The sequence below is a fragment of the Mycobacterium scrofulaceum genome (genome assembly GCF_002086735.1).
Taxonomy (GTDB): domain Bacteria; phylum Actinomycetota; class Actinomycetes; order Mycobacteriales; family Mycobacteriaceae; genus Mycobacterium; species Mycobacterium scrofulaceum.
Map to the genome: position 1 here is coordinate 38,792 of NZ_MVIJ01000024.1, position 26,227 is coordinate 65,018.

Genomic DNA, 26,227 nt, shown 5'->3' on the forward strand with positions numbered 1-26,227 from the left:
GGCGACCGGCTAGTTGCAGTAGGTGTAGCCGATGAATTGGGTGCCGCGCGTGTCGCCGCTCGAGTAGTTGGCGAAGTGCACCGCCGGCTGCCCGTTGTACTCGGTGTTCACCTTCTGCACGTTCGGCGGGGGGACGCCTTTCGGGAAGGCCAGGACCAGGTCGGCGAAGATCTGCAGGCCGGACTGGCAGATGGCCTCGCGTCGCGGTGGCTGCGGATTCCAGGCGTGAACGACCACCGGCTCTTTCAGCTGATAACCCGCCGCGCAATTCGGATCGCACACCTTGAACACCGCCGTGCCGGTCCCGTCGGCGCCCTGCGGCCCCCACGAGCTCCACGACATGTCTTGTAGCGCAACGGCGACGCTCGCGCAGCCCAGCACGTTGAGTCGCTTCGGGCGCTCGATCGGCGGAACGGACAGGTTGTAGCAACCGGGGATGGCAAAGCTCTGCGGTGCCGGCGGCTGGGTCGGTGGCCCAGCGCTCCTGTCGCCCTCGGCCAGCTTCAGCCCGACGACGGCCAGCACGCCGCCCACCGCGAGTGCCGAGACGATGCCCACCAGGACCAACCGCCCCCGCGGAATGCGTCGCAACCGGCTCAAGAAAGGAACGTTGCCCCCGCTCACGTTCACCAGATTACGGCCGCCCGCCTCTTTTCGGGGGCGGTGCCCACCGGCGTCTACTCCTAGGGTAAAGTTGGTCAACACTGCCAACTTAAGGGATGTGATCGCCTTGCAGCTGACTGATGACCACGACCTGGCCGCGCGGTTGGCCACCGACGCCGGGCGGCTGTTGCTCACGGTGCGGGACGAGTTCGCCGGCGCGGATGCGAAAGAGCGGAAAGCCGCGGGGGACAAGCGATCCCACGACTTTCTGATGGCGGCTCTTGCCGACGAGCGACCCGAGGACGCGGTGCTGTCCGAGGAGGGCATCGACGATCCGGTCCGGTTGCGTGCCCAGCGGGTGTGGATTGTCGACCCGCTCGACGGGACGCGGGAATTCTCCGAGCTGGGCCGCGACGACTGGGCCGTGCACGTCGCGCTGTGGGAGGGCGGTGAGCTGGTTGCCGGCGCGGTGGCGCTGCCGGCGCAGGGCATCACCCTGGCCACGCCCGAAGTCGCTTCGCCCCCCGCGGCTCCGGGCAAGCCACGCATCGTGGTGTCGCGCACCCGGCCGCCGGCCATCGCCCTGACCGTCCGCGACGCCCTCGACGGCGTGCTGGTGGAAATGGGCTCGGCCGGAGCCAAGGTGGCCTCGGTCGTCCAGGGGGTGTCCGACGTGTACGTGCACGCCGGCGGCCAATTCGAATGGGACTCGGCCGCCCCGGTGGCCGTGGCCCGGGCCGCCGGTCTGCATACCTCGCGCATCGACGGGTCCCCGCTGGTCTACAACCAGCCGGACCCGAAGTTGCCGGACTTGGTGGTGTGCCGGCCCGAGCTGGCCGAAGCAGTCCTCGCGGTCACCGGCTGACATTCAAGCTTTCCGCGGCGCGCTCGCTGGCGCGAAAATGTAGTGAAACCCCTGATGTGACGGATGCTCCCGGGCCATAGCGTCGAATCTCGCAACGCTTACTCGCCGGAGAGGAATCCGAACGTGTTCAGGGGTCAAGCCGTGGCGGCCGGTCTGTCTTTGTCTGCGGTCATCGGCGCAATTGCGGTGGGCGTTCCGGCGCTGGCACCCGCCGACGGCGGATGCCCCAACGATCTCGTCCCCCGCAACGCGCGGCCGGGTGATCAGGTGTGCGTTACCAAACAAGTGGCCGCTGAAATCGCACAGGAGAACGCCAACGCTGCCAACCTCCGCGAGCCGAACGGGGGAGCATACGGGCCCCAGACCTGCAAATCGGGATATGTCTGGCGCGAGGCATTCGACGGGGATGCGGTGTGCGTCCTTCCACAGCGCCGCCAAGAAACGTGGAACGAGAATGCCGGGGCGGGGCACGGTCCCACCGGCGGGAATCCGTATGGGACCAGACCGCCCGACGTGACCCATCCCAACGTCCCGGTTGTTCCATTAGGGCCGAGCCAGCCGGTAGGCACCCCGCCCCTGCCGACCCCGGGGGCTCCACCGCCGGGGTCGCCCGGGCAATCACACCCGCCGGCGCCCGGCGCAACCACTCCCAATGCTCCGCCGAACAACGGAACCACCCCACGCCCGACGAACGACGTCACGACGCCATTCCCGAGTCCCACGGCAACCACGACCCAACCGCCCTCGACGACGACGAAGAAGCCGGCGTGCGACCCCAAGGTCGATGTATGTGTCAACTAGCCCCCGCGGATCAAGGTCAAAAACATTGGGCTATAGAAAAGTCGGTCTAAATGTTGTCGGCGGGATTTTGGCTGTGACCGTCACCGTCGTTGGATGTGTGCGGGGCGGTACGCCCGGGGGCTACAGCCTGATCTCCACGTCCACCGCACCGGCGCCGCCCGCGATTCCGTTGACACCGAACGCCCAAGGGTACGTGCGTGTGGAAACAAAGTCGGGATCAATTGGCTGTTCGGTCAATACCGAACTTGTTGCCTGCCAGACCGCGGCGAACAACTGGCCGACAACCCAGGGTGGGCGGCACTACCATGCCGTCAGCGTCACATCTGATGGCCGATTACATTGGGTCGAAGCCGATCTCGGCGCCCTCGAGGGTCGCGTAACACTCGATTTCCAGTCCTACACCGCACAGGGATGGACGATCGTCGCAACCCCTGACAACACGAAATTCACCAACGACCGCAGCGGCCACGGCATGTCCGTCAGCGATCAAAGCGTGGCACCGTTCTGAACATCGAGGCTTCCGAAAGTATAGGGGCAACCCTGATTCAGCGACCGAAGCGTGACAGTAACGTCGGGAACAAGCGTTAGGAGTCCTCATGACGAATGTCAAGCATCTGGTGCTGGTGATGGTGGCGGGGTGCGCGGTGGCGAGTTGTCAGTCGCACGCGGGCACCGCGAGTGGTCAGCAAGGCGGTTCGGCCGGCGCAGCCCCCAGCGAACGTGCGACCGCCAAACCGATCGATGCATGCTCCATGCTGTCACCGCAAGACATTTCGGGACTCTTGGGCGTGACCGTTCAAGGCACGTCGACCGGCAAGGATCCGCAGATGGGTGACTGCTCCTGGGAGAACCCCGCGACGATGGAGTCGATATCACTTCAAATCAGCAATCCCGGTACGGCGCGTAATAACACACTGCCCCCGCCGGAGGCCGGCTTCCCGGACCCGTCGAAGCCCGGACCTGACGGCATGCGCCTGCTGGGCGGCGGCCAAGTCGAGTTCGCAGCGGGCAATAGAGTGAACACCGTCCAGGTTGCAGTACTGAAACTTTCGTCCGACCAGGCCAATTCGGCCGCCATCGATCTCGCGCGAAAGATCAGTCCGCAGGTGCCTACGTAGGAATCGGGCGATCAACAATCGAGGGTGCGCGCCCACCCGACGGCGATGCTGATCCGTTCCGCAGGCGCACCAGCGTCGTCGCAGACCTGTGCAACGGTCTCGGCCGATTCGGCTGCGAAGATGCCGAAAGCGTAGTCGTCGTCCGGTACGGCCATCGCCACCAACAATCGGATCGGCTCACCGCGGGCCGAGATCGAAGCGGCGCCGTCATTGAGACGGCCAGCGGTCTCGCCGATAGAGTGCCCTGGCGCGCGCGGGCCATACCACTCGACGAAGAACCGCTCCGCTTCCGCGTCCATGAGACCCATCGCCTCACGCTATCGATCCCCACCCCGGCTGACATCAGGGATTTTCCTACTGTTTGGGTGATGCTGGATCCTTCGCGGATTCGAGTGCTCGGTAGAGCTCCATGCGGGAGCGGATGTTGAGTTTGCGGTAGATGCGGCTGAGGTTGACTTCGACGGTCTTGGGGCTGATGAACAGTGCGGCGGCAATGTCGCGGTTGGTCATGCCTGACACCGCCAGCTCGGCGGCGCGTTGTTCGGACGGAGTGAGTCCCTCGGCCCGGCGCCTGCCGGACATGCCGCGTGCCAGTTCGGCTTTGACGCGCTCGGCCCACACGGCGGTCCCGAGTTCTTCGAAGGTGTGTAGCGCTTCGTGCAGTGTCGCCGCCGCGACATCGCGGTGGCGCTGGCGTCGTTGGAGTTGACCGAGCAGTAGTTGGGTGCGGGCGTGTTCAAAAGCCATGGGCAGGCGCTCGTGTTCGGTCAGTGCGCGTTCGGCGGTGGCGGTGGCCGCTTCCAGGTCACCGAGTCCGGCGAGCAGCATCGCGCGGCAGCGCGCGCCCACCGCCAGCATCCACGGGCGATCGAGGCGACGACCGTTACGCTCGAGGGCGTCGATCAGCGGCTCGGCGTCGTCGAGGCGGCCCAGGCTGATCATCGCCTCGACGGCATCAGGAACGAAGGACGCGGCGACGATTTCAGTCGAATTCGGCGCCCCCTCGAAGGCGGAGAGCAGCGGCCGCAGCGTGTTAAGCGCTGCAGCGTAATTGCCTAGCGAAACCTCTAGAAATCCCAACGCGGTGATCGCCCACTGGACCGCACGGAATGTTCCGCTTCGTTGGCTGGCCGCAAGTGCATCAGCGACGTCGTGTCGGGCCTCGGATTCATGCCCGGCATAGGCGGCAAGCCAGGCGCGGGCGGTGAGGGCCGCGATATGCGCCAGATCGCTGCCTAGTTGCAGCGCAATTTCCATGGTGTTCTCGGCAACCAGGCGGGCTTCAGCGACCTCGCCCAGCCAGCACTCGACCAGAAAGCCATGGAATGCCGGAAAGATCAGCTCTCCTTCTTCGCCGTTCTCGATGGCATCCCGCCGGATGGACCGCAGCTCCGCGCGCGCCTGTTCGAGCTGGCCCGTAAACGCCAGCAGCAGCGCGTTCTGCACCCGCGGGCGCAAGGGCATTGGCGCATAGGAGGCGTCGTCGGCCAACTCGAGTGCCCGTCGCATCGTGGCTTCGTCGAAGCCGTCGCCATTGAGGAAATGCATCAGTACGCGCATACTCAGCGCCTGACTCAGCGGTTGCGGTTCCCCGAGCCGTTCGGCGCATGTGACAGCGTCGTCGGCAGCCGGCACGGCCTCGTTCAGTCGGCCCGCGTTGAATAACGCATACGACAACGTCACCAACACCGGCACGCGCAGCTCGAGCCTGTTGCCCACCTCATCGAGTGCGCGCTGCAACAGGCCGGCCGCCTCGATGAAACCGTCGTCATACAGCCGCACAATGGCCAGCAGGCTCAAGGCTTCCGCTCGTAGACTTCCGGATGCCAATCGCCGGATGGTCGTTTCGAGCAGCTGACGGGCATGCTGGGGATCGCTGGCGAAGAAATAGCACCGCGCGCAGCGGATCTGGCGCTCGGGGGTGTCGCCGCCGCGACTTATTGCCAGTTCGAGCAGTTCGGCGGCGGCCGCGGGGGCTCCCCTGCTACGGGCGATCTCGGCGGCAGCGTCGAGGGCTTCCATCGTTTGCGGCTGGCCCGTCGCATCGGATAGGGCGAGGTGCCGCGCGTGCAGTTCGGGTTCGGCGACGAGCTCGGCCAGGCGGCGGTGCATCGCGCGGCGCCGTCGCGGCTCTGCACCCGTGTAAACGGCGTGGGCCAGTAGCGGGTGGGTGAACCGCAGGCGGTTGCCGTCGATAGCTACGACTGCGTGATTTTCGGCCTCGCCGAGCAATTCCACGACGCGATCCGGCGCCGTGTCGATTGCTTGAGCGACCAGCTGCACCGTCGGGTCGGGGAGGCTGGCCATGGCGAGCAGCGCGTCTTCAGCTCCTGCGCCGGCCCGACCGATTCGCGAGCTCACCAGATCGCTGAGGCTACTCGGCAAGCTCAATTCGGTAGTGCGGCGATCAGTCTCGACTTCGCGGGCGAGTTCCAAGGCGAAAAATGGGTTTCCACCGGAAATTTCGTGAATACGCAACAGCATGGGGCGGGCTAGCGAGCTACCCAGTCGCAGCATGACAAGCTGATGTAGTTCCCCGACTGTCAACGGCTGCAGTAGAATTCGGCTAGTCGCGTCCGGACCTGGAAGTTGCACCCGCGGCGCCGTACCATCGGTCCGTGTCGTGCACAACAACGCCGCACCGGTCGGAAGCCTCCGCGCCGCGAACGACACGACGTTGGCGCTGGACGTATCGAGCCACTGAAGGTCGTCGATCGCGATCAGCACCGGTCCTTCGGCAGCGAGCCGGTCGATGACGGCCAGGAAAGCCGCAGCCACCGCCCGCGGATCAGTGTTTCGCGCGTCATCGCGCCGGCGCAGCAGGGCGACATCCAAGCCCTCCCGCTGCGGCGCCGGCAAGTGGGCCCATATCGACTCGTCGACATCGCTGAGCAGATCGGCCAGGGCGGTGTAGGCCAGGACCGATTCGGCGGCGGCCGCGCGGCTGGTGAGCACGCGGAATCCGCGATCGCCGGCGCGCCCCACCGCATCCAGCCACAGCGTCGTCTTTCCGATGCCGGGATCGCCGGCAATGACCATGGCGCACGGCTGTTGGGCCGCCGAATCGAGGAATTCGACGAGAGCCCGCTCTTCCGCCTGCCGACTTACGATTCGCTCCGACATCGTTGCCCCGTGCCCGGCCTTCAGATGGCCACGTCGGCATGGGTGCAATCAGCACGCACGAACCGTGTGCACATGTGTTCCCCGTATGAGATTGCTTTGAACAGTTAACTAGCCTATTCAAGCTGTGCGAAAGTGCCTACTCATTTCCCCAATCTGGGGAGTTGCTGGAGGTTAGCTGTATGCCGAGGCCGTCCTGGCCGTGACGCGCTGACCGTGGCTCAGCCGGCGCCGGTGAGGTCGAGGGCGATGTCGACGAGCAAGTCTTCCTGACCGCCGACCAATCCCCGCCGGCCGGCCTCTTCGAGCAGCGTGCGGGCGTCGACGCCAAAACGGGCGGCGGCGGCCTCCGCGTGCCGCAGGAAGCTCGAGTACACCCCCGCGTAGCCCAGCGTCAGGGTCTCGCGGTCGACCCGGACGGGCCGGTCCTGCAGGGGACGGACGAGGTCGTCGGCCGCGTCCTCAAGCCGGTGCAGGTCGCAGCCGTGGCTCCAGCCCAGCCGGCAGGCCGCGGCGATGAACACCTCGAGCGGCGCGTTGCCGGCGCCGGCGCCCATGCCCGCTAAGGAGGCGTCGACCCGATGCGCGCCGTGCTCGACGGCGGCGATGGAGTTGGCGACGCCCAGCGACAAGTTGTGGTGCGCGTGGATGCCTATTTCGGTTGCGGGCAGCAGTGTTTGACGCAGGGCGTCGACTCGGTCCCCGACATCGCGCATCGTCATGGCGCCGCCGGAGTCGACGACGTAGACGCACGTGGCGCCGTATCCCTCCAGGAGCTTGGCCTGGGCGGCCAGCCGCTCGGGCGTGGTCAGGTGGCTCATCATCAGGAAGCCGACGGCTTCCATGCCGATATCACGCGCAGCGGAGATGTACGGGGCCGCCACGTCCGCCTCGGTGCAGTGGGTGCCCACGCGCACGACGGTCGCGCCCGCGCGGTGGGCGTCCCTGAGGTTGCGCAGCGTGCCCACGCCGGGCAGCAGCAGGGTCGCGACCTTGGCGTGCTCGACGGCCGCGGCCACCGCCTCGATCCATTCGCGATCCGTGTTCGCGCCGAACCCGTACACGCAGCTGGAACCGGACAGCCCGTCGCCGTGGGCGACTTCGATCGAGTCGACTCCGGCGGCGTCGAGCGCGCGGGCGATCGTGGTCGCCTGTTCGATGCTGTACTGGTGCCGTACCGCGTGCATGCCGTCGCGCAGGGTCACGTCGCTGACGTAGACGCGGTGGGTCACGTTCTCGCCCGGGCGGTTTCGTGTAGGGCGATACGCTCGGCGCTGGCCTTGGCGGCGGACGTCATGATGTCGAGGTTCCCGGCGTAGGCGGGCAGGTAGTGCGCGGAGCCCGCGACTTCGAGCAGCACCGTGACCCGGGTGCCGATGAACTTCCCGGTCTCGGGGAGGTAGAGCGGGTGGTGGTGGTCGAACACCTGGAACTGCACGCCTTGTTTGAGGCGGTAGCCGGGCACGTACGCGCAGACCCGGTCGATCATGTCGAGAATGTCCGCCTCGATCGCGCGGTGGTCGACGTCTCCGTCGACGAGGCAGTACACCGTGTTGCGCATCAGCACCGGGGGATCGGCGGGATTGAGGACGATCACCGCCTTGCCGCGCCGCGCGCCGCCGACGACTTGCAGTGCGGTGGCGGTGGTTTCGACGAACTCGTCGATGCTGGCACGGGTGCCCGGGCCAGCGGATCTCGCCGAGATGGACGAGACGATCTCGGCGTAGGAGACGATTCCGGACTTGGCGACGGCGGCGACGATCGGAACGGTCGCCTGTCCGCCGCAGGTCACCATGTTGAGGTTGGGCGCGTCGAGGTGGTCGTCGAGGTTGACCACCGGGACGCAGAACGGGCCGATCGATGCGGGGGTGAGGTCGATCATCCGTATGCCCTTGTCCCGCAGGGCAGCCCAATTGGCGCGATGCGCGGGGGCCGAGGTGGCGTCGAACACCAGCCCGACGTCGGCGAACTCCGGCATGCCCAGCAGCCCGTCGACGCCGTCCGCGGTGACGGGCACGCCCATTCGTCGGGCTCGCGCCAGCCCGTCCGAGCTCGGGTCGATGCCGACCATGGCACCCACCGTGAGCGGGCCGTCGTCGCGCAGGATCTTGAGCATCAGGTCGGTGCCGATGTTGCCCGAGCCGATGATCGCCACCGAGGTCATCTGGTGTTCTCGGCGGCCATGCGCACCGCGCTGTCGTAGAGGGCGGCCGCGTGCAACTCGAACAGCGCGGGCAGGTCGACGGAGTCGCCGCCGACCTCCTTGGCGACGAACAGGCCGTCGGCGCCGGCGATCGCGTAGGTGGCCAGCTGGCGGACCTGCGCGTCGCTCAGGCCGGGGGTGAGGTCCCGCAGGGCCGGGCTGAGCGTCTCGATTGCCCGGTCGCGCACGGCGAGGAACATCGCCCGCGCGCGCGGCTCGACGGGTCGGCGCTCGAGGGCGAGCATCAAGCCGAGGCGGAGAAAGTCGGGGGAGTCCAGCAGCGCCTTGGCGATCTGCATGGCGACCACGACCAGGCGCTCGCGGGCGCTGCCTTCGTCGGGCAGCTGCCACGCCGAAAGCCAGTGCGCGAAGCTGCGTTCGATGACCGCGGCGATCAGGTCGTCCTTGTCCTTGAAGTGCCAGTAGATCGAGCTGGCCGGCAGGCCGCACTTGGCGCTGACCAGCCCGATGCTGGTGCCCTCATAGCCGCGCTCGCTGGCGATCTCGGTGGCCGCGTCCAGGATGCGGGCGCGGGAGGCCTCGCCGTCGGCTCGGCGCCGACGTGGTCGTTTGTCCGCGCTGGCCACTGCAACTCCTTACCGGATCCGACCTTGACTCTGTAGTGATCGTTACACTACCGTAGTGATCGCTACATAACAAGCCGACACGAAGGCGAGGACCGCGATGGACGAGAGCCCGGCCTATGACGTGGCGGTGATCGGTTATGGTCCCACGGGCGCCACGGCGGCGAATCTCCTTGGCCGCCTGGGCCTCAGCGTCGTCGTGATCGAGCGCGATCCCGACGTGTACGGGCGGGCGCGGGCCATCTCGACCGACGAGGAGGTCATGCGCGTCTGGCAGTCGGTGGGCCTGGCGGACCGGCTGCAGCGCGACATGCTGCCCGACCGGCCGCTGGCCTGGGTCGGCGCCGACGGCGTGCCGTTCGTCGAGACCACGATGACGCCCCGCGGCTGTGGGCACCCGCCGCAGCAGTTCCTGTACCAGCCGGCGGTGGACCACGTGCTTCGTGCGGGTGTAGAGCGCTTCCCCAACGTCGAGGTGCTGCTCGAGCACGACTGCCTGCGGGCGGCCAACCTCGACTCGTCCGTCGAGCTGATGCTGGCGGACCTGCGCACCGACACCTTCAAACGCGTGCGCGCCTCGTACGTGATCGCGGCCGACGGCGGGTCGTCACCGACCCGCGGCCAACTAGGGATCGGCTACGACGGCCGCACCTACGCCGAACGCTGGGTTGTCATCGACACCAAGGTGATTCGCCCGTGGGACGGCCACGACCGGCTGCGCTTCCATTGCAATCCCGCGCGCCCGACCGTGGACTGCCCCACGCCGCTGGGGCATCACCGCTGGGAGTACCCCGCGCGTGCCGGCGAGGACGAGGAGCGACTCGTCACCGACGAGGCCGTGTGGGAAGTCTTGCGCGATCAGGGCGTCACCGAGGACCAGGTGAAGATCCTGCGTGCCGTCATCTACAGCCACCACGTGCGCGTCGCCGACCGATGGCGTGCCGGGCGCGTCTTTCTGGCCGGCGACGCGGCGCATGCCATGCCGCCCTGGATCGGCCAGGGCATGTCGGCCGGGGTGCGCGACGTGGCCAACCTATGCTGGAAACTCGCGGCCGTGGTGCGCGGGCGGGCGCCCGAGTCGCTGCTCGACAGCTACCAGGTCGAGCGCAAACCGCACGTCGTCGAGGTCACCCGCCGGGCGGTACTCAACGGGCGGCTGATCACCGAACGCCGAAAGTCGTTGGCGTGGTTGCGCGATCACCTGCTGCGCGCCGTGACCCGGGTGCCCGGTGCGCTCAAGGCCGGGCAGGGACTGATCTGGATTCCGCCCGCGCATTACCCCGACGGGTTTTTCGCGGCCGATGCCCACGCCGCCGTGGGGTGGCAGCTCCCGCAGCCGTGGGTCACCGACGCCGCCGGCAACAGGGTGCGCCTGGACGACGCCCTCGGCGGGGGTTGGGCCGTCTTGCGTCGCGGTGCGGCGCCACCGGGCGCCGATCGGTGGGAGCGGCTGGGAGCGGTCTCGCTGGCCGTCACCAGAGGCGCGCCGGCGGCGGGTGCGATCCGTGACGACGACGGGACGCTGACGCGCTGGCTGCGCGACAGGAAGGCCAGCTCGGTCGTGGTGCGCCCCGACGGATTCGTCTTCGCCGCCGCCGCTGCCGGGGATCGCCTGCCGCCGCCGACCGGCCTCACCGATCTGACCCCACCCGTCCCGGCCGCCTCCCTCGGAGTCCCCGCATGACCACCACCCAATTGACCGAACGCACCGTCGCGGTCGCAGGAAAACCGATCTTCGTCTCCGAAACCGGGACCGGCCCCGCCGTGGTCATGCTGCACGGCGGCGGCCCCGGCGCCTCGGGGGTGTCCAACTATTCGCGCAACATCGACGCTCTGGCAAGGCATTTCCGCGTCATCGTGCCCGACATGCCCGGCTACGGCCGGTCGGCCAAAGGCGTCGACCAGAACGACCCGTTCGGCTACCTGGCCGACATGATCCGCGGCCTGATCGACGAACTCGGCATCGACACCGCCCACCTCGTCGGCAACTCCTACGGCGGTGCGGCGGCCCTGCGCCTGGCTCTGGACGCGCCGCACCGGGTCGGCAAATTGGTCCTGATGGGTCCGGGCGGGATCGGTACCACCAGGGGCCTGCCCACCGCCGGATTGCGGAGCCTGCTGTCCTACTACGGCGGTGGCGGGCCGAGCCGGGACAAGCTCGAGAGGTTCATCCGGACCTTCCTGGTCTACGACGGCACCGCGGTGCCCGACGAGCTGATCGAGCTGCGCTACCGCGCGTCGATCGACCCGGAGGTCGTCGCGGACCCGCCGCTGCGCCGCCCCTCGGGGCCGACGGCCCCGCGTACCTTGTGGCGGATGGACCTGACCCGTGACGGCCGGCTCAAGGCCCTGACGACGCCGACGCTCGTCCTGTGGGGCCGCGAGGACAAGGTCAACCGTCCCGCGGGTGGCCCGATGCTGTTCAACCTGCTGCCGAACGCGGAGTTGGTGATGACCTCGCACACCGGGCACTGGATGCACTGGGAACGCGCCGAGTTGTTCAACCGGCTTGTCGTCGAGTTCCTGGAGCGCCGGCGATGAGCCCCTCGGTGTTCGGGCGCGTCCACCTCGGTTACGTGGTGATCGAGACCCAAAAGTTCGGCGACTGGCGACGATTCGGGCGTGACGCCATCGGCATGCACTGCGACGACGAAGCGACCGACGCCATGCGATTCCGCCTCGACGACAACGAGTGCCGCTTCCTGCTGCAACGCGGTCCGGCCGAGGACGCCACCGCGCTCGGCTGGCAACTCGACGACCACGACACGTTCGACACCGTCCTCGCCCGCGTCACGCGGCACGGTGTGCCGCTGACCGAGGGCACTGACGAGGAGGCGGCGCTACGCGGCGTGGAACGGCTGGTCCGCTTCCCGGGCCCCAACGGCCTGACCCAGGAGGTTTTCATCCGCGCGCGGCCCGGTGCCGCGCCGCTGGACATGGCCGCGGGCGGCGGATTCGTCACCGGCGCAGCGGGTTTGGGTCATGTCGCCGTCACCACGACGAAGCCCCACCAGCTGCGCGGTTACTACGACGCGGTGCTGGACGCGCGGCTGTCCGACTACATCGACGAGACGATCAGCGGGCTGAGGTTCAAGATCCGCTTCCTGCGCTTCAACGAGCGGCACCACACCGTGGCGATCGCATCGGTCAACCGCCTGCGGCTGAACCCGATCCGCACCCGGGTCCAGCACGTCAACGTCCAGGTCGCCGAGCTCGACGACATGACCGCCGCCTACCAGCGCGTCACGCAATCGGGATTCCGGATGGCGCTCGGGGTGGGCCAGCACACCAACGACAAGGAGCTGTCCTTCTACGCCGTCACGCCCTCGGGATTCGAATGGGAGGTCGGCTGGAATCCGATCGTCGTCGACGAGGACACCTGGGAACCCACCACCCACCGGGGCATCAGCATCTGGGGCCATACCCCCGAGGGGCAGACCATCGTCGACAAACTCACCCAGTTCAAGGCCGGCGCGGCTTCCTTGCTGCACCACGAGGACACGGTGCCCGCACTGGCGGGAGCGGGCATCCCCGACCACTGATCGACGCCGGGGCATCAGGCGCCCAAGGACCGTCAGCTTCGCAGCGCCTGCTGCCATGACAGGATGCGTTCGGCAAGTTCGGGGCCAGAGTCTTCCTGGATGAAGTGGCTGGCGTGGATGCGGGCGTGCGGCTGGCCCGCGGCGCCGGGAACGTGCTTGATCAGGGGACGATCCGCCTGCCCGAGGATGGGGTCGCGGGCCCCGAAGATCGCCAGGAAGGGCTTTTCCCATTGGCCCAGAGCCTTCCATGCGGCCCGGTTGGCGGGGACCGCCGGATCTTCCGGCGAGGTCGGCACCAGTTGCGGGAAGGCGCGGGCCCCGGCCTGATACGTCTTGTCGGGAAACGGTGCGTCGTACCCCGCCCGCACCCTGGCGGAGACGCGGCGGACCGTTCCCACGGAGACGATGCGGCCGGAGGGCAGCACGGGGGAGTAGCGCGCGAACGCCCGCCACGCGTAGAAGGCCGGCGGGGTGCGCCGCTCCGCGGTGGGCAGGAAACCGTTCGCCACCACCAGCCGCGCGATGCGGTCCCCCTGCTCGGCGGCGATGCGAAGCCCGATCAGCGAACCCCAGTCCTGGACGAACAGCGTCACGTCCTTGAGGTTCAGGCGCTCGAACCAGGAGGTCACCCAGTCGACGTGGCGCTGATAGGTGTAATCCTCCATCCGGCTGGGCTTGTCCGAGCGGCCGAAGCCGATCAGGTCGGGCGCGAGCACGCGGTTCCCGGCGTCGGCCAGCGGCTGGATCATCGTCCGGTAGAGGTAGCTCCACGTGGGCTCCCCGTGCAGGAGCACGATCGGCGGCCCGTCGGCCGGGCCCTCGTCGAGAAAGTGCATGCGGAGCCGCTGGGTGTCGCTTGCCGCGACGTCGAGGTAGTTCGCTACGAACGGATATCCCTCCAGGTTTTCGAATCGGGAATCCGGGGTTCGTAGCACATGCATATTCAGCTCCTCCGATAGGCGGGCGCGTCTGCTAGCCTCTCGCGACAACGCGTGTTCGTCTAGGGGGAGATTTCCCTGGGCCAGACGTCGTGTGGACATTAAACTGGCTTGTTCATGGCGATTCGGCGCGCGGTCCTGGTCATTGCCGACATCAGCGGCTACACGCACTACATGCAATGGAACCGCACCCACTTGGCCCACGCCCAATTGACGGTGGCGGGGCTGCTGGAGTCGGTGATCGACTCCGGCAGAGGTCTGAAGCTGGCCAAGCTGGTGGGCGACGCCGCGTTCTTCTGGGCGCCCGACGGCGACGCCAAAGTGCTCGTGTGCGACCGGCTGTCCCGGATGCGCGAGGCATTCATCGCGCGGCGGGAGCGCTTCAAGAAGGACCTCGCGTGCGAGTGCGCGAGTTGCGCACAGCTGGACAACCTGTCCCTGAAGTTCGTCGTGCACCAGGGAGAGGTGGCGGAGCAACGGGTGAAGCGCCACGTCGAGCTCGCCGGCTACGACGTCATCCTGGTGCACCGGATGCTGAAAAACACGGTGCCCGTGGTCGAATACGTCCTGATGACCGATCCCGTCGCGGCGTGCCTCGACGAGCCGGTGCGCACGCTGTGCAAACCGCTCATGCACGTCTTCGACGACATCGGGGAGACGTCGACGCACTACCTCGACCTCGCGGCGGGGCAGGTCTCCGTGGGGCCGCCCGAGTCCAGCTTCCTTCGCCGGCTCGGGGCGACGGTCAAGCTGGAGCTGAGCTCGCTGCCGTTCATGCTGGGGTTCAAGGAGCCCGCCGAGGGCTTCCGTAACCTGGGCCGCGGCGCCGAGGAGATCCCCGCCTAGCGCTAGCTAGCGCGTGTTGTCCGCGAGGGCGCGGCCCATCCGGGACACGGCCTCGGTGAGAATGGCCCGCGAGGTCGCGAAGTTCAGCCGGACGTGCCCCTCGCCACCGGTTCCGAAAACGTGACCCGAACTGAGCGCGACCCGCGCGTGGTCGAGGAACCACAGGGCGGGCCCGGACAGGTCGGAGACTACCGCGAGGCCCGCGGCGGCCTCCTCTCCCAGGCCTAGCGCCCGGCAATCGAGCCACCCGAGGTAAGTCCCCTGCGGCCGTTGGTATTTCACGCCCGGCAGATGCTCGGCGATCAGATCGCCGAGCAGTGTCCGGTTTTCATCCAGGCCTTGCAGGAGGGCGTCGAGCCAGGCGCCCCCGGTGCGGAAGGCCTCGGCGTGGGCGATGACGCCGAGGTGGCTCGGCCCGTGGCTGACCTCCTCCGGCATGCCGTGCAGGTCCGCGGCCGCCTCCGCGCCGGCGATCGCCAGGGCCGCCTTGAGCCCGGACAGGTTCCAGGCCTTCGACGCGGACGTCAGGGCGAAGGCGTTCTCCGCGCCGGGCACGGTCAGGAACGGGGTGAAACGCGCGCCCGGCAAGACGACGGGCGCGTGGATTTCGTCCGACACCACCCGGACGCCCGACCGGCGGGCGAGCTCGGCGACGCCGCGCAATTCCTCGGCGGTGTGCACCGACCCCGTCGGGTTGTGCGGATTGCACAACAGGTACGCGACCTTGCCGCCCCCGGCGGCCGCACGCGCGAACGCTTCCGCCAAGGCGCCCAGATCGATTCGGCCCTCGGTGTCCAGCGGGGCCTCGACGATCCGGCGGCCGTCGTGTGTGACAAAGGCGTAGAACGGGGCGTACACGGGCGGGTTGACGACGACCGCGTCGCCGCGGTCGGTGACCAGACGTAACAGCTCGACGGCGCCGAGCATGACGTCGGGAACGATCGCCGTCCGGCCGACCGGCAGGTCATGCCATTGCCAACGCTGCGCGGCGAACTCGCCGACCGCCTCGGCGAACGCGGTGCCGCACGGGTATCCGGTGTCACCGAGGTCGATGGCGCGGCGGAGCGCGTCGGCCACCGTGGGCGCCAGCGGGACGTCCATCTCCGCGACCCACAGCGGCAAGACGTCGGCCGGATGCGCGCGCCACTTCATGCTGGTGCGCAGCCGCAATTGCTGCAGCGTGAGTTCCTCGAGTGGGTTAACCGTCACCCGGGCAGATTATGCGACGAACGCGTGCCTGGGGATCGTCAGTGGCAGGTCGACGGAGCTCAGCAGCCCGGGTTCTGCCGCAACGACATACGGCACGGCGTTAACGACGCGCATCGCGGTCGCGACCATCGCGCCGGCGCCCGAGGTCATTCCGCCGACCCCGGCCTTGCGCGGATCCTTCAGCGTCGCCGCCAAGGTGCAGTCGATGTCCGGATCGCCGCTGATCATCACCCGATAGGACAGGTCCCCGATCCCGGTCGGCCAGCCCGGGGCGACGTCGTGGGCGAGCCGGGTGACGTGCTCGATGACGATCGCCTCCCGGCCGTCGACCACGCCGATCGCCCGCATGCGCAACGCCCCGCAGGTTCCGGCCTCGACGGTGCCCATGGCGACCTCGAGCGTCCGGTTGGTGACCGCGCGGTCGAAGAATTCGCGGATTTCCTGGATTTCGACGCCGAGCGCGCCGGCGACCAACCGGAGTTGGCCCTGCCATTCGCCGGCGATCGCGCCGGGGAAGCCGATCCAGGGCTGGTAGTCGAGCGGCCGGCCGAAACCCAGCGCGTCGCTCATGATGTCGGGGACGCCGTAGTCGTCGTACAGGCCGATCTCGAACGCATGAATCTTCTCGATCGACGACGACTGGGTGGAGAGCACCAGCGGCAGGTAGTCGGCGGCGAAGCCCGGCTCGATCCCCGACGCGTACAGCGACACCTGGCCCAGCTTGGCCGCCGCGACCAGCTGGTCGCGCCACTCCGCCGGTTCGTAGGCGTGCGGGTTGACCAGCCGGGTGGTGCTGGTCGTGACGACGTTGATGCCGGACTCGAGCAGCCTGACGTAATCCGGGATGGCCAGCGCGTCGCGCTCGGGGCCGCTGGCCGCATAGATGACGCAGTCGGGCTTCAGCGCGATCAGTGCGTCCGCATCGGTGGTTGCCTTCAGGCCGATCGGTTCGCCGTTGGCGAGCTCGCCGGCGTCCCTGCCGTCTTTCTCCGGCGAGTGCACCCACACGCCGACCAGTTCCAGATCGGGGCGGTGCTGGATGGTCCGGATGGCGATCGACCCGATGCCGCCCGTCGCCCACACCACCACGCGGTGAGCCGTCATCTTGGTCCTCCTCAGGTGCGGGCGCGTCGCGCTGAAAGTCACCGCGGCCGTGGCTCTTACGTCGCAAGCTAACAGCCGCTCGTCAGCGCGGTCAAGAGGTTAAGAGAGCGGACACTATCTTATCGAACAAATTTTTGGTTAGGGTGCTGCTGGTGTTCACCCTCAGGTTCGACATGCGCGCTCCCGGTTGGCCCGGGTCGGCCGCCGGTCTGTACGCCCACGCTGCCGCTTTACGCCGTCGACTGAACGTGTAACGTACGTCGAACGAATAGCCTGGCTAGGAGTCTGCCGTGTACACACTGCGCTTCGACATGCGCGATCCCGAATGGGCCGCGCCCCCAACCGATCTGTACGCCGCGGCGCCCGACATGTGCGCCTGGGCCGAGGAACACGGGGGTCTGGCCGCCGTGCTGTGTGAGCACCACGGGTCGGAGGACGGCTACCTGCCGTCACCGTTTCTGCTGGCCTCGGCGCTGGCCGCCCGAACGCAGCGCCTGGCGCTGAGCTTGATCCTGATCCTTCCGTTCTACGAAACCGTGCGCCTCGCCGAGGACATGGCGGTCCTCGACATCATCAGCAACGGGCGGGCGTCGTACATCCTGGCGCTGGGTTACCGGCCCGAGGAGTTCGAGCACTTCGGTGTGCCGATCAAGTCCCGTGGCCGCCTCTGTGACGAGAAACTCGCGCTGCTGCGGCGGCTGTTCGCCGGTGAGACCGTCGTCGAGGACGGGCGGCGGATCACCGTGACGCCGCGCCCGCTGACTCCCGGCGGGCCAGGACTGATGTGGGGCGGCGGGACGATCGCCGCGGCCCGCCGGGCCGGCCGGTACGGGCTGGGCATGCTGGGCAACGCCAACGCGCCGGGCATGCAGGAAGCCTACGAAGAGGCCTGCCGCGAGCACGGCCACCAGCCCGGGCCGACGATGTTCCCCAGCCGTGACACGCCCTCGGTGGTGTTCGTCGCCGACGACGTGGACCGGGCGTGGAAGGAGATCGGCGAGCACCTGCTGCACGACGTGCGCGCGTACGCGGCGTGGAATCCAGGAGACGAGACAACCGCCGGCTTCTCGCATGTCAACTCCGTCGACGAGCTGCGGGAGACCGGGACGTCGCACGTGATCATCTCTGTCCCCGAAGCGGTTTCGCGGGTACGCGCCGGGCAGGTGCTCAACCTGTCGCCGCTGTGCGGCGGGCTGCCGCCCGACGTCGCGTGGCCGTACCTGCGGCGGGTGGGCGAGGTCGTGCTGCCCGAGGCGCTCGGCTGACGGTGGTAGCTACTTGGGTTGGTTCGGCACGCCCGGGAACAGTTGTTCCGTCGGCCCGGCGGTCACCCAGCCGCCGAGCTTCGTGATCAGGTGGGGCGCGAAAACCGCGCCGTAGAGCACGTTTCCGACGACGATGACCGCGAGGACGGACAGCACCGACGAGCCCAGCCGGCTCGTCGACCGGTTTTCGGCCCACATCTCGATGATGTTTCGCCCCTGCGGGTCGGTCCGGCCCAGCAGATAGGTGAAGACCATCATCTGGATGGCCATCGCGAGGGAGTCGTAGAGCGGGTATTGGTGCACCGTTCCCTCGCGGATCGCCAGGCCGGGGATCACCCGGCCGTAGTAGAACACGCCGAGCTTGGCCCCGAGGAACCCGTTGAAGAACAGCGCCCAGCAGAAGCCGACGACGAGGCCGACCACCAAGAGCGTTGGCGGCCTGCGCCATCCGAACCGCCCGCTGAGCCATCGCCCGAGGGCCGTGCCCGTCACCGCCGGCAGCACGAAGTAGGAGATGTAGCCGACGGGAACGAACAGGGGCAGCCCGCCCCACGTCACGTTCAGCGGCCACCACGACGGCATGCGCGGGATGGCCGGCGGGAACTGCGCGTACATCGCCCAGTCGTAGGGCGCCTCGATCCACGAGAACGACATCGCCGAGATGCACAGCAGCAACAGGGGATGCAGGCGGCGCCGGCGCACGCTCAGGTACACGCCGAGGGCGGTGAACGTGATGCCCCCGACGAGCGCGAAGTCGCTGGCCGCCTGCATCACGGGTGTCATCTGGGAGCTCACCGGTCGTCTCCCGGCGTTCGGCGTGCCTGCGGGTCGAAGCGCAGCACCAGCCCGAAGATCAGGACGATCAGCCCGAACAGCGTGCCCAACATGATGACAGCACCCAAAATCACACCCCTTCCTCGACTCGTTAGATAGTGCACACTATCCTAAAGGCAGTCAACCATCGCGCGAGGAGCGAAACCGTGCCATCCACCAAACGCAGCACACCGGCCACGCGCCGGCCCCGTGGCGCCCCCCGCGGACTGCTGCTCGACGCCGCGCGGGCCCGCTTCGCCCGCCAGGACTATCGCAGCACGACGACGCGTGAAATCGCCCAGGCCGCAGGTGTTACCGAGCACCTGTTGTTTCGCCACTTCGGTTCGAAGGCGGCGCTGTTTCGCGAGGCGCTGGTGTTGCCCTTCACCGATTTCGTCGACGAGTTCGGCCGGACCTGGCAGTCGGTGGTCCCCGAGGAGACCGACGAGCAGGAGCTGGCGCGACACTTCGTCGGGCAGCTCTACGACGTGTTCGTCGAACATCAGGGCTTGCTGTTGACGCTGATGGCGTCCGAGGCGTTGAGCGAGGAGGAGAAGGCCGACGCCGGCATCGCGGAGATCAGGCGGGCGATCACGACGCTCGGCCGGATCAGCGCCGAGGGGATGCATCTGCGGGGTCTGCGATCGGAACATCCCGACCTGCCCGCTCACTCGACGGTGGCGATGATCGCCGGGATGGCCGCGCTGCGCTCCACCTACTTCGGGGGCAGGCCGCCCGCGCGAGCGGTCATCGTCGAGGAGCTCACCCAGGCCGTCCTGCACGGCTTCCTGCACCGAAACGACTGAGCGAAAGGATCTTTCATGGCAGGCGCCAGCGCGATCGACTTGTACTACGACCCGTTCGATTCCGACATCGACGACAACCCCTACCCGGTGTGGAAGCGGATGCGCGACGAAGCGCCGCTGTACTACAACGAGAGATACAACTTCTATGCGCTGAGCCGGTACGAGGACGTGGCGCGTGAACTGCCGAACTGGCAGACCTACCGGTCCGGGCGCGGGACCACCGCCGACATCCTGTTCGCCAATATCGAAGTGCCGCCGGGCATTCTGCTGTTCGAGGATCCGCCGCTGCACGACCTGCACCGCCGCCTGCTGTCGCGGGTGTTCACGCCGCGGCGCATGCTGGCCGTGGAGGACCTGGTCCGCGGATTCTGCGTCCGCGAGCTGGACCCGCTGGTCGGCGCCGGCGGCTTCGATTTCATCGCCGACCTCGGGGCGATGATGCCGATGCGGACCATCGGATACCTGTTGGGCATTCCCGAGCAGGATCAGGCCACGATTCGCGACCGTGGCGGGGCGTACATCGAGCTGTCCGAGGAACGCGATCCCGCCGCGGTGAACGCGAAGCTGTTCGAGGACAGCATCGTGGTGTTCGCCGACTACATCGAGTGGCGGGCGGAGCACCCGTCCGACGACCTGATGACCGACCTGCTGCGGGCCGAGATCGACGAACCCGACGGGACGCGGCGGCCCTTGTCGCGGACCGAGGTGCTGGCCTACACCGCCATGATCGCCGGCGCGGGCAACGAGACGACCGCCCGGCTGATCGGCTTCATGGGCCAGCTGCTGTCGGATCACCCGGATCAACGTCGCGAACTCGTGGCCGACCCGTCGCTGATCCCCGGGGCGGTCGAGGAGACGCTGCGCTACGAGCCGCCCTCGCCGGTGCAGGCGCGCTACGTGGCCCGCGACGCCGAACTCTACGGCCGGGTGGTGCCCGAGGGCTCATACATGTTGCTGCTCAACGGGTCCGCCAACCGGGACGATCGTCACTTCGACGATCCGGACCGCTACGACATCCACCGCCAGGGGGGCCACCTGAGCTTCGGGCAGGGCCTGCACTTCTGCCTCGGTTCGGCGCTGGCGCGGATGGAGGGCCGGGTGGCCCTCGAGGAGGTCCTCAAACGCTGGCCCGACTGGGAAGTCGACTACGCCAGCGCGCAACGGGCGCACACCGCGAGCGTGCGGGGCTGGGCGCGCCTGCCCGTCGTCACGGGCTGACGGGGTTCTTTCGGCGCGAGCCGCCCGCTTCACCGCCCGAGCGTGAAACTAGCTTCCCGCTCGGCGAGATTAGCCGCTTTGGTCCACCAACACCGCACCGTCGGGCTGGTTACCGAGCGTCTGCAGCGGGATGTCGCCGCCCTGGGCCGTGAGACGGACGATCTGGGCCAGCTGACCGGGGGCGTCGCATTGCAGGTAGTGGTCGGCGCCGGGCACCACCCAGTAGCGGTTGCGCCCGGGCTTGGTCTTCAGATACGCCTGCCAGACATGGTTGGGGACGCGCAACGGCGCGATGCCGTCGTGCAGCCCCCACACCACGGTGGTGTCGACCGGGCTCTTGGAAAGCGCCTCCAGCCAACCTGTTTCGTCGGCGGCGCGCTCGTGCAGGTATTGGATGGTGTCCGGCAGGACGCGGATCCCGTCGTTGTGGGCGAAGCACTTCGCCAACGCGGCGATCTCCGGGTCGTCCAGCGTGCGCCTGGGCATGAAGGTGCTCGCTCCCAGGCCGGCCGCCAGCATCTCCGGCGTCGTCGCCGCCGCGGTGGGCCGGGCGGTCTGGGGGTCGAGCAGCGCGGTCTGGAAGGCGGTGAGGTTGGACAGCGGCAGATAGATGTTGGCGTTCGTGACGATCAGGTCCACGGGTAGGGCAGGCGGGTCCAGGGCCGCCAACATCTCCAGCGCGATCATCCCGACGCTGCTGCCGCGGTCGTGGGTGAGCATGCGGTAGTCGGTCAGATTCCACACCTGGGTGATCGCGTACACGAGCAGGCGCGCGTCGTCGTAGAGCGAATACACGTACGGCTCGGCCGGCTTGTCGGACAACCCGTAGCCGGGGAAGTCCAGCAGGTAGATGTCGAACTCGGAGGACAGGTCACCCGCCAGCGCGAAATAGTCGATGCTCGACGTGGGGAAGCCGTGCACGAGCACCAGTGCGGGCGCGCCCGGTGTGCCGCAGCGGCGACTGAACACCGCGACTTCGTGCGAGTCGTTGGCGGCGGTTGTCGACCGCCAACGCAGTTCCGTACCGCCGCTTTGCCACTCCGCGAAGATGTCCAAGCTGCCAGCATCGCAGAGGCGATGGCGGGAGACAACCACGCGGCTACCGGAAGGTGACCACGACCTTGTCGGCGGCGCCGGGGGTGCCGGCCAGATCGAGGGCTGCCCCGAGGTTTTCGAAGGGGGTGGTGTGGCTGTAGAACGCGTCGGAACCCCGTCACCATCGCCAGCTTCATGACCCACTCTCCGCGGTTTACGGTATGTGCCCTCGCCCGCAACCCGGTAGAACTGTGGCGGTCAAGTCAATTCCCAGCGTCACCGACTCACGGGCAGGTGACGTGCACCCCGAAAGTCACCGGCCGCGTGCCGCTTTGGCCCGGGGTGGTCGCCTCACCGGTCCCCGTCACGGTGTAGCTCTTGTCCTCTTTGGTCGCCAGCACCTGCGTTGCCGACTTGGTCGCCTGATAGGGGAGTTGGTACTGCCCGGTCGGCAACGTGAGCGAGATCGCGAATCCGTCTACCATCGGCGGCTTTTCGTCCGAAAGCGCCAGCGACACGGACGCCGTGTCGTCCTGCACGCGGATGCGGGTGGTGAGGTCCCCCGACTCCGGTGGCGACGCGTTCGGTTCCGCCGCCGAATTGGTGCAGTCAACCCGCGCGGTCATGGTGTGCTTGTTCCCGTCGATCATGACGGTGGTGGTCACGGAAACCGGAGTGGAACTCGTGGTGGACGCCGGTTGGCCGCCGTTGCCGGAACAGCCGGACAGACCGGCCACCAGCACGATCCCGGCGGCCCCGAGGATGTACGGGTTTGTCATCTCACCTCCTTTGCCCGCGAGGACTATAGGTGCCATTCGTTTCGAAAAGGTCTCATCTTTCTGGCGGCGAGCCGACCGCACGGTTTACCGCCAGGCTTCCCAATTCACCATGCTGCGCAGTGGACCGGCAAATTGAGGGCGCACGGCGCCCGACCGCCACCGTTCCTCGACGACGGGGGCCAGCGCGTCGGCGGTGGTCAGCGGGTCGTCATCGAGGTAGACGACGGTGATGTACTGGCGATCCGTCCGCCAGCCCCGCGGCAGATGGCTCCAGCCGGCGCTGGAACCGAACGTCCACGCGCCGGCCGTGCCCGGCACGGCGAGCAGGCGCGGATGGTGTTCGGCGTACAGCCATTGCAGCCACTCGTCCGGGCGGCGCCCGTCGGTGGGTTCTTCGACGATCAGCACGACGCCGCGGTGCGGCCGGAATGGCACCACCTCGGGGGACACGAGCGCGCGCGGCGATGATTGCCACTGCAGCAGGCGCAGGCCGGCCACTTGCAAGGACGGCCGGACGACGGGGAACCGGCCGTTCTCGCGCAACGTGCGGCCGAGCGTGACGAAGTCGTCGAAGGTGTCCTCGACGGGTTCGCCGACCAGGTAGTGCACCGCGTTGCCGAGCTCGCCCAGCGGGCCGTCGGCCGCCAGGCGGTGCCGGGGGTAGTCGCCGTCGGCGATCCAGCGCAGGCCGTGCACGATGCCGGGCAGCTGGTACTGCTCCGGCATGTGATCGAGCAGGTGCCAGCGCAGGTAGCTGCCGTCGTCGTCCGGCGCGGCGCCCGTGAGGCTGAATATGCCCGCCCTGACGCGTATCACGCCGCACCGGCGGGGGAATGCAGCTCGGCGAGCGCCTGCAGGTTGTCCAGATAATGCGGCAGCGAGGTGTGCCGGAAGACGGCCGGCACGATGGTGGCGCCGTGCTCGGCGGCCTCGCCGACGGCATCGCGGGTGCGCTCCGGCTCGTCGATCGGGTCCAGCGGTGCCGGCGGTGGCAACACGACCTCGAACCCCGGCCGGAGTTCGAAGCGGCGCAACCAGTCTCGTGCTTGCGCCAGGCCGACGGCGAAGGGCGCCCAGCCGTCGGCGAGGGTCGCGGCGCGGCGCAGCGATCGCAGGCTGCGCCCGCCGACCCAGATCGGCACCCGGGCTTGCACCGCGCACGGGTCGACGACCATGCCGTCGAATGAATAGAACGCGCCGTGGTAGGCGGGTTCGGGCACGGACAGCGAGGCGCGCAGCGCCTTGAGTGCGTCGTCTGCTCGCGGCCCGCGGTCGGCGAAGGGCGCGCCGATGAGGTCGAACTCCTCCTCGAGGCTGCCGACGCCGACCCCCAGGACGAGCCTGCCGTTGCTGACCCTGTCCAAAGTGCCGTAGCGCTTGGCGATCTCGAGCGGGTGGTGGTAGCCCAGCACCAGCACGTTGGTGGCCAACCGGATTTGTCGGGTGCGTGCGGCCAGGTAGCCGAAGGTGGCCAGCGGATCCCAATAGCGGGTGCCGCGGCGATGCGCCTCGGCGGCGGGCAGCGCGACGTGTTCGCTGCACGTCAGGTGGTGATAGCCGAGCCGGTCCGCGGCTTCGCCGATCCGCGCCAGGTCCTCGATGGAGGCGTGCCGCTCCCAGTCGCCGCTGGTCTTGGGAAACATGGTCACCACCGGTGTGGCGACCGAGAGTCGAACGCCGCTCATCCCTGCATGTACCCCCCGGCGTCGACGGGGATCGACTGGCCGGTGATGGTCCGGCTCTCGTCGCCGGCGAGGAACAATGCCAGGTTGGCGACATCGTCGGGCGTGGAAATATCTTGGAGCGCTGTGCCTTTGAGGGCTTTGACGCGCTGGGTGGTGAAGTCGACGCCCTGTTCGTCGGCGGTGCGCTGCACCCATCGCCGCCACAGTTCGGTGTCGATGGCCCCGGGCACGATGCAGTTGCACCGGATCCCGTAGGGACCGACCTCGAGCGCCACGGCCTTCGTGAACGCCCGAAGCGAGGCCTTGGCGGTGACGTAGTGGCTCTTGCGGACGACGCCGGAATAGCCTGCCGTGGAGGAGAAGTTGAGGATGACACCGCGCCGGCGCGCCAGCATCGACTGGTTGAGCACCTCCCTCGTGCACAGCATCGCCGCGGTGACGTCGATGGCGATCGTGGCGTTCCAGTTCTCCAGGGTCTGCTCCCAGATCCAGCGGTCCTGTCCCGGCGCGGCGGCGTTGTTGCACAAGATGTCGACGTGGCCGAATTCCGTGACGGCGCGCGCCACCATGGCCGCGACGTCGTCCTCGTCGGTCACGTCGGCGCGCATCGCGACGGCACCGGGGCCGGCCGCCCGCGCGGCATCGCGAACCAGCTCTTCGCGCCGTGCCGCCAGCAACACCTTGGCGCCCTCGGAGACGAACAGCGCGCCCAGCACCGGTCCCAGGCCGGTGCTCGCGCCGGTGATGATCGCGACCTTGCCGGCGAGCCGGCCCGTCATCGCGGTCAACTTGCCGGCACGCATATCTCGATCCAGGCGTGGATTCGTTCGGCGACGGCGAGCCATCCGGGGTCAAGCATCATGTCGTGGCTCATCTTAGGGAAGATCTCGGCTTCGGTGCTGTAGGCGGCCGCCGTGGCCCGGACTTCCCGTGTGGTGAAGCAAACGTCGTCTTCGGCGCCCAGCACCAACAGTGGGGTGGTGACGCGGTGGGGCTGGGGCAGGTCGTGCCACAGCATGTCGATCGCGATCCTCAGCGCGTACTCTTCGCCGAGTTCCGCGGCATAGCGGGCGACATCGGCGTCGGGGGCGGACCCCGAGAAGAACGTCTCGCGGGCCAATTCCGGGGTGCCGCCGACTCCGCGCAACGACTTCGCCACGGCCAGGCCGGTGGCGGTGTACCAAGGGTGCCGCTTGAATCTGCGCGCCAGGAATCCCAGGATTCCGCCCGGGGGTACCGAGGCGAGCAGCACGGCGGCCGCGGCGTCGTGCGACTCCAAGTACTTCTGTACCACGAAGCCGCCCATGGAATGCCCGACGATTATTGGTCGTTCGGCCAGGCCGTCGGCGACCGCGGCGACGTCGGCCACGAAGTCCCCGATCGAGCAGAGCCGCATCGACCTGGGCGCAGGGCTGTTTCCGTGCCCGCGAAGGCTCAGCGCCAGCGCCGGGTGGCCCCGCTCGGCGAAGAAGTGGAGGAAATGCTCGTCCCAGCACCAGGCGCCGTGCCACGCTCCATGCACGAATAGCACCGGCGGCTTGCGGGATTCGGGACGCGGCTTTCGTTCGATCACTTCCAGCATGAGCGTGCTCCTCGGTCGGCCGCGCCCCCCGGTTCGGCTCCAACGCCGCTGAGACTAGCCGCTGGCCCGCCGTGCAGGACTGGAATCAGCAAACGTGCGCCGAAGCGCACC

26 protein-coding genes and 1 pseudogene are annotated in these 26,227 nt (G+C 68.2%); 10 read left to right on the forward strand and 17 right to left on the reverse strand.

Annotated features, from left to right (window positions below; all coding sequences use genetic code 11):
* Positions 1 to 9 precede the first annotated feature (9 nt).
* A complete protein-coding gene (locus BST44_RS16550) occupies positions 10 to 561 on the reverse strand; it encodes a hypothetical protein (RefSeq protein ID WP_208619822.1) in 552 nt (183 codons plus the stop codon).
* A 163-nt stretch (positions 562 to 724) separates the two neighbouring features.
* On the opposite strand from BST44_RS16550, the gene BST44_RS16555 reads away from it, so the two are divergent.
* From BST44_RS16555 to BST44_RS16565, 3 genes are all read left to right on the forward strand, one after another.
* Positions 725 to 1,468: a 3'(2'),5'-bisphosphate nucleotidase CysQ gene (locus BST44_RS16555; protein WP_244184849.1), complete on the forward strand. Its 744-nt coding sequence runs from the start codon at positions 725 to 727 to the stop codon at positions 1,466 to 1,468.
* Positions 1,469 to 2,342: 874 nt separating this feature from the next.
* Positions 2,343 to 2,777, forward strand: coding sequence for a hypothetical protein (locus tag BST44_RS29615; protein WP_142274532.1), 435 nt, complete (start codon positions 2,343 to 2,345; stop codon positions 2,775 to 2,777).
* Between the two features lie 88 nt (positions 2,778 to 2,865).
* On the forward strand, positions 2,866 to 3,387 hold the full coding sequence (locus BST44_RS16565; protein ID WP_083178190.1) for a hypothetical protein: 522 nt from the start codon (positions 2,866 to 2,868) through the stop codon (positions 3,385 to 3,387).
* 11 nt (positions 3,388 to 3,398) lie between these two features.
* On the opposite strand, the gene BST44_RS16570 is transcribed toward BST44_RS16565, so the two are convergent.
* The 5 genes from BST44_RS16570 to BST44_RS16590 all read right to left on the reverse strand — a co-directional run bounded on the left by BST44_RS16570 (position 3,399) and on the right by BST44_RS16590 (position 9,297).
* Positions 3,399 to 3,695, reverse strand: a complete 297-nt coding sequence (locus BST44_RS16570; RefSeq protein ID WP_142274533.1) for a DUF4242 domain-containing protein — start codon at positions 3,693 to 3,695, stop codon at positions 3,399 to 3,401.
* 46 nt (positions 3,696 to 3,741) lie between these two features.
* Complete coding sequence (locus BST44_RS16575) at positions 3,742 to 6,510, reverse strand: AAA family ATPase (RefSeq protein ID WP_083178192.1); 2,769 nt, start codon at positions 6,508 to 6,510, stop codon at positions 3,742 to 3,744.
* A 218-nt stretch (positions 6,511 to 6,728) separates the two neighbouring features.
* Complete coding sequence (dmpG, locus tag BST44_RS16580) at positions 6,729 to 7,694, reverse strand: 4-hydroxy-2-oxovalerate aldolase (protein WP_439330729.1); 966 nt, start codon at positions 7,692 to 7,694, stop codon at positions 6,729 to 6,731.
* A 41-nt stretch (positions 7,695 to 7,735) separates the two neighbouring features.
* Positions 7,736 to 8,662 (reverse strand): acetaldehyde dehydrogenase (acetylating), encoded by a 927-nt coding sequence (locus BST44_RS16585; RefSeq protein WP_083178235.1) that lies wholly within the window; start codon positions 8,660 to 8,662, stop codon positions 7,736 to 7,738.
* Between the two features lie 5 nt (positions 8,663 to 8,667).
* Positions 8,668 to 9,297: a TetR/AcrR family transcriptional regulator gene (locus tag BST44_RS16590; protein WP_083178194.1), complete on the reverse strand. Its 630-nt coding sequence runs from the start codon at positions 9,295 to 9,297 to the stop codon at positions 8,668 to 8,670.
* A 97-nt stretch (positions 9,298 to 9,394) separates the two neighbouring features.
* On the opposite strand from BST44_RS16590, the gene BST44_RS16595 reads away from it, so the two are divergent.
* From BST44_RS16595 to BST44_RS16605, 3 genes are read left to right on the forward strand one after another with little or no spacing between them, the layout of a single operon-like run.
* Positions 9,395 to 10,978 (forward strand): bifunctional 3-(3-hydroxy-phenyl)propionate/3-hydroxycinnamic acid hydroxylase, encoded by a 1,584-nt coding sequence (locus BST44_RS16595; protein WP_083178195.1) that lies wholly within the window; start codon positions 9,395 to 9,397, stop codon positions 10,976 to 10,978.
* Positions 10,975 to 11,835, forward strand: a complete 861-nt coding sequence (locus BST44_RS16600) for an alpha/beta fold hydrolase (RefSeq protein ID WP_083178196.1) — start codon at positions 10,975 to 10,977, stop codon at positions 11,833 to 11,835. Before BST44_RS16595 ends, BST44_RS16600 begins: the two co-directional genes overlap by 4 nt.
* The gene (locus BST44_RS16605; protein ID WP_083178197.1) at positions 11,832 to 12,836 is read left to right on the forward strand and encodes a VOC family protein; all 1,005 of its coding nucleotides are present in this window, start codon (positions 11,832 to 11,834) and stop codon (positions 12,834 to 12,836) included. The genes BST44_RS16600 and BST44_RS16605 overlap by 4 nt, the downstream gene beginning before the upstream one ends.
* A gap of 32 nt (positions 12,837 to 12,868) precedes the next feature.
* Here BST44_RS16605 and BST44_RS16610 read toward each other — a convergent pair whose 3' ends face one another.
* Positions 12,869 to 13,777, reverse strand: a complete 909-nt coding sequence (locus BST44_RS16610) for a haloalkane dehalogenase (RefSeq protein ID WP_083178198.1) — start codon at positions 13,775 to 13,777, stop codon at positions 12,869 to 12,871.
* Positions 13,778 to 13,891: 114 nt separating this feature from the next.
* Between BST44_RS16610 and BST44_RS16615 the strand changes: the two genes are divergently transcribed.
* Positions 13,892 to 14,620 carry a DUF2652 domain-containing protein gene (locus tag BST44_RS16615; protein ID WP_083178236.1) on the forward strand — a complete coding sequence of 243 codons (729 nt, stop codon included), beginning with the start codon at positions 13,892 to 13,894 and terminating at the stop codon, positions 14,618 to 14,620.
* Between the two features lie 6 nt (positions 14,621 to 14,626).
* Here the strand turns inward: BST44_RS16615 and BST44_RS16620 are convergent, their stop codons facing one another.
* Both BST44_RS16620 and BST44_RS16625 read right to left on the reverse strand, forming a co-directional pair.
* Positions 14,627 to 15,829 carry a MalY/PatB family protein gene (locus tag BST44_RS16620; RefSeq protein WP_083178199.1) on the reverse strand — a complete coding sequence of 401 codons (1,203 nt, stop codon included), beginning with the start codon at positions 15,827 to 15,829 and terminating at the stop codon, positions 14,627 to 14,629.
* 9 nt (positions 15,830 to 15,838) lie between these two features.
* Positions 15,839 to 16,933, reverse strand: a complete 1,095-nt coding sequence (locus tag BST44_RS16625; RefSeq protein ID WP_083178200.1) for an NAD(P)H-dependent amine dehydrogenase family protein — start codon at positions 16,931 to 16,933, stop codon at positions 15,839 to 15,841.
* Positions 16,934 to 17,223: 290 nt separating this feature from the next.
* On the opposite strand from BST44_RS16625, the gene BST44_RS16630 reads away from it, so the two are divergent.
* Positions 17,224 to 18,198: an LLM class flavin-dependent oxidoreductase gene (locus BST44_RS16630; RefSeq protein WP_083178201.1), complete on the forward strand. Its 975-nt coding sequence runs from the start codon at positions 17,224 to 17,226 to the stop codon at positions 18,196 to 18,198.
* Positions 18,199 to 18,207: 9 nt separating this feature from the next.
* Here BST44_RS16630 and BST44_RS16635 read toward each other — a convergent pair whose 3' ends face one another.
* Positions 18,208 to 18,993 carry a spirocyclase AveC family protein gene (locus tag BST44_RS16635; protein ID WP_083178202.1) on the reverse strand — a complete coding sequence of 262 codons (786 nt, stop codon included), beginning with the start codon at positions 18,991 to 18,993 and terminating at the stop codon, positions 18,208 to 18,210.
* A gap of 185 nt (positions 18,994 to 19,178) precedes the next feature.
* On the opposite strand from BST44_RS16635, the gene BST44_RS16640 reads away from it, so the two are divergent.
* Both BST44_RS16640 and BST44_RS16645 read left to right on the forward strand, forming a co-directional pair.
* Complete coding sequence (locus BST44_RS16640) at positions 19,179 to 19,817, forward strand: TetR/AcrR family transcriptional regulator (RefSeq protein ID WP_083178203.1); 639 nt, start codon at positions 19,179 to 19,181, stop codon at positions 19,815 to 19,817.
* A gap of 15 nt (positions 19,818 to 19,832) precedes the next feature.
* Positions 19,833 to 21,035, forward strand: a complete 1,203-nt coding sequence (locus BST44_RS16645; RefSeq protein ID WP_083178204.1) for a cytochrome P450 — start codon at positions 19,833 to 19,835, stop codon at positions 21,033 to 21,035.
* A gap of 69 nt (positions 21,036 to 21,104) precedes the next feature.
* Here the strand turns inward: BST44_RS16645 and BST44_RS16650 are convergent, their stop codons facing one another.
* From BST44_RS16650 to BST44_RS16675, 7 genes and pseudogenes are all read right to left on the reverse strand, one after another.
* On the reverse strand, positions 21,105 to 22,091 hold the full coding sequence (locus BST44_RS16650) for an alpha/beta fold hydrolase (protein WP_083178205.1): 987 nt from the start codon (positions 22,089 to 22,091) through the stop codon (positions 21,105 to 21,107).
* A gap of 43 nt (positions 22,092 to 22,134) precedes the next feature.
* A pseudogene (locus tag BST44_RS29620) lies at positions 22,135 to 22,227 on the reverse strand (theronine dehydrogenase); the annotation flags it as partial.
* 127 nt (positions 22,228 to 22,354) lie between these two features.
* Complete coding sequence (locus tag BST44_RS16655) at positions 22,355 to 22,849, reverse strand: lipoprotein LpqH (RefSeq protein WP_083178206.1); 495 nt, start codon at positions 22,847 to 22,849, stop codon at positions 22,355 to 22,357.
* Positions 22,850 to 22,933: 84 nt separating this feature from the next.
* Positions 22,934 to 23,662: a hypothetical protein gene (locus tag BST44_RS16660; protein ID WP_083178237.1), complete on the reverse strand. Its 729-nt coding sequence runs from the start codon at positions 23,660 to 23,662 to the stop codon at positions 22,934 to 22,936.
* On the reverse strand, positions 23,662 to 24,534 hold the full coding sequence (locus tag BST44_RS16665) for a TIGR03619 family F420-dependent LLM class oxidoreductase (protein ID WP_083178207.1): 873 nt from the start codon (positions 24,532 to 24,534) through the stop codon (positions 23,662 to 23,664). Before BST44_RS16665 ends, BST44_RS16660 begins: the two co-directional genes overlap by 1 nt.
* Positions 24,531 to 25,337 (reverse strand): SDR family NAD(P)-dependent oxidoreductase, encoded by an 807-nt coding sequence (locus BST44_RS16670; protein ID WP_244184847.1) that lies wholly within the window; start codon positions 25,335 to 25,337, stop codon positions 24,531 to 24,533. The genes BST44_RS16665 and BST44_RS16670 overlap by 4 nt, the downstream gene beginning before the upstream one ends.
* Complete coding sequence (locus BST44_RS16675) at positions 25,319 to 26,116, reverse strand: alpha/beta hydrolase (RefSeq protein ID WP_083178208.1); 798 nt, start codon at positions 26,114 to 26,116, stop codon at positions 25,319 to 25,321. Before BST44_RS16675 ends, BST44_RS16670 begins: the two co-directional genes overlap by 19 nt.
* Positions 26,117 to 26,227 lie beyond the last annotated feature (111 nt).

Coding starts and splice junctions, on each gene's coding strand:
- BST44_RS16665 (WP_083178207.1), bottom strand. CDS start 24,534: ATGAGCGGCGTTCGACTCTCGGTCGCCACACCGGTGGTGACCATGTTT.
- BST44_RS16570 (WP_142274533.1), bottom strand. CDS start 3,695: ATGGGTCTCATGGACGCGGAAGCGGAGCGGTTCTTCGTCGAGTGGTAT.
- dmpG (WP_439330729.1), bottom strand. CDS start 7,694: ATGCACGCGGTACGGCACCAGTACAGCATCGAACAGGCGACCACGATC.
- BST44_RS16610 (WP_083178198.1), bottom strand. CDS start 13,777: ATGCATGTGCTACGAACCCCGGATTCCCGATTCGAAAACCTGGAGGGA.
- BST44_RS16565 (WP_083178190.1), top strand. CDS start 2,866: ATGACGAATGTCAAGCATCTGGTGCTGGTGATGGTGGCGGGGTGCGCG.
- BST44_RS16645 (WP_083178204.1), top strand. CDS start 19,833: ATGGCAGGCGCCAGCGCGATCGACTTGTACTACGACCCGTTCGATTCC.
- BST44_RS16600 (WP_083178196.1), top strand. CDS start 10,975: ATGACCACCACCCAATTGACCGAACGCACCGTCGCGGTCGCAGGAAAA.
- BST44_RS16595 (WP_083178195.1), top strand. CDS start 9,395: ATGGACGAGAGCCCGGCCTATGACGTGGCGGTGATCGGTTATGGTCCC.
- BST44_RS16675 (WP_083178208.1), bottom strand. CDS start 26,116: ATGCTGGAAGTGATCGAACGAAAGCCGCGTCCCGAATCCCGCAAGCCG.
- BST44_RS16655 (WP_083178206.1), bottom strand. CDS start 22,849: ATGACAAACCCGTACATCCTCGGGGCCGCCGGGATCGTGCTGGTGGCC.
- BST44_RS16670 (WP_244184847.1), bottom strand. CDS start 25,337: ATGCGTGCCGGCAAGTTGACCGCGATGACGGGCCGGCTCGCCGGCAAG.
- BST44_RS16605 (WP_083178197.1), top strand. CDS start 11,832: ATGAGCCCCTCGGTGTTCGGGCGCGTCCACCTCGGTTACGTGGTGATC.
- BST44_RS16575 (WP_083178192.1), bottom strand. CDS start 6,510: ATGTCGGAGCGAATCGTAAGTCGGCAGGCGGAAGAGCGGGCTCTCGTC.
- BST44_RS16615 (WP_083178236.1), top strand. CDS start 13,892: ATGGCGATTCGGCGCGCGGTCCTGGTCATTGCCGACATCAGCGGCTAC.
- BST44_RS16625 (WP_083178200.1), bottom strand. CDS start 16,933: ATGACGGCTCACCGCGTGGTGGTGTGGGCGACGGGCGGCATCGGGTCG.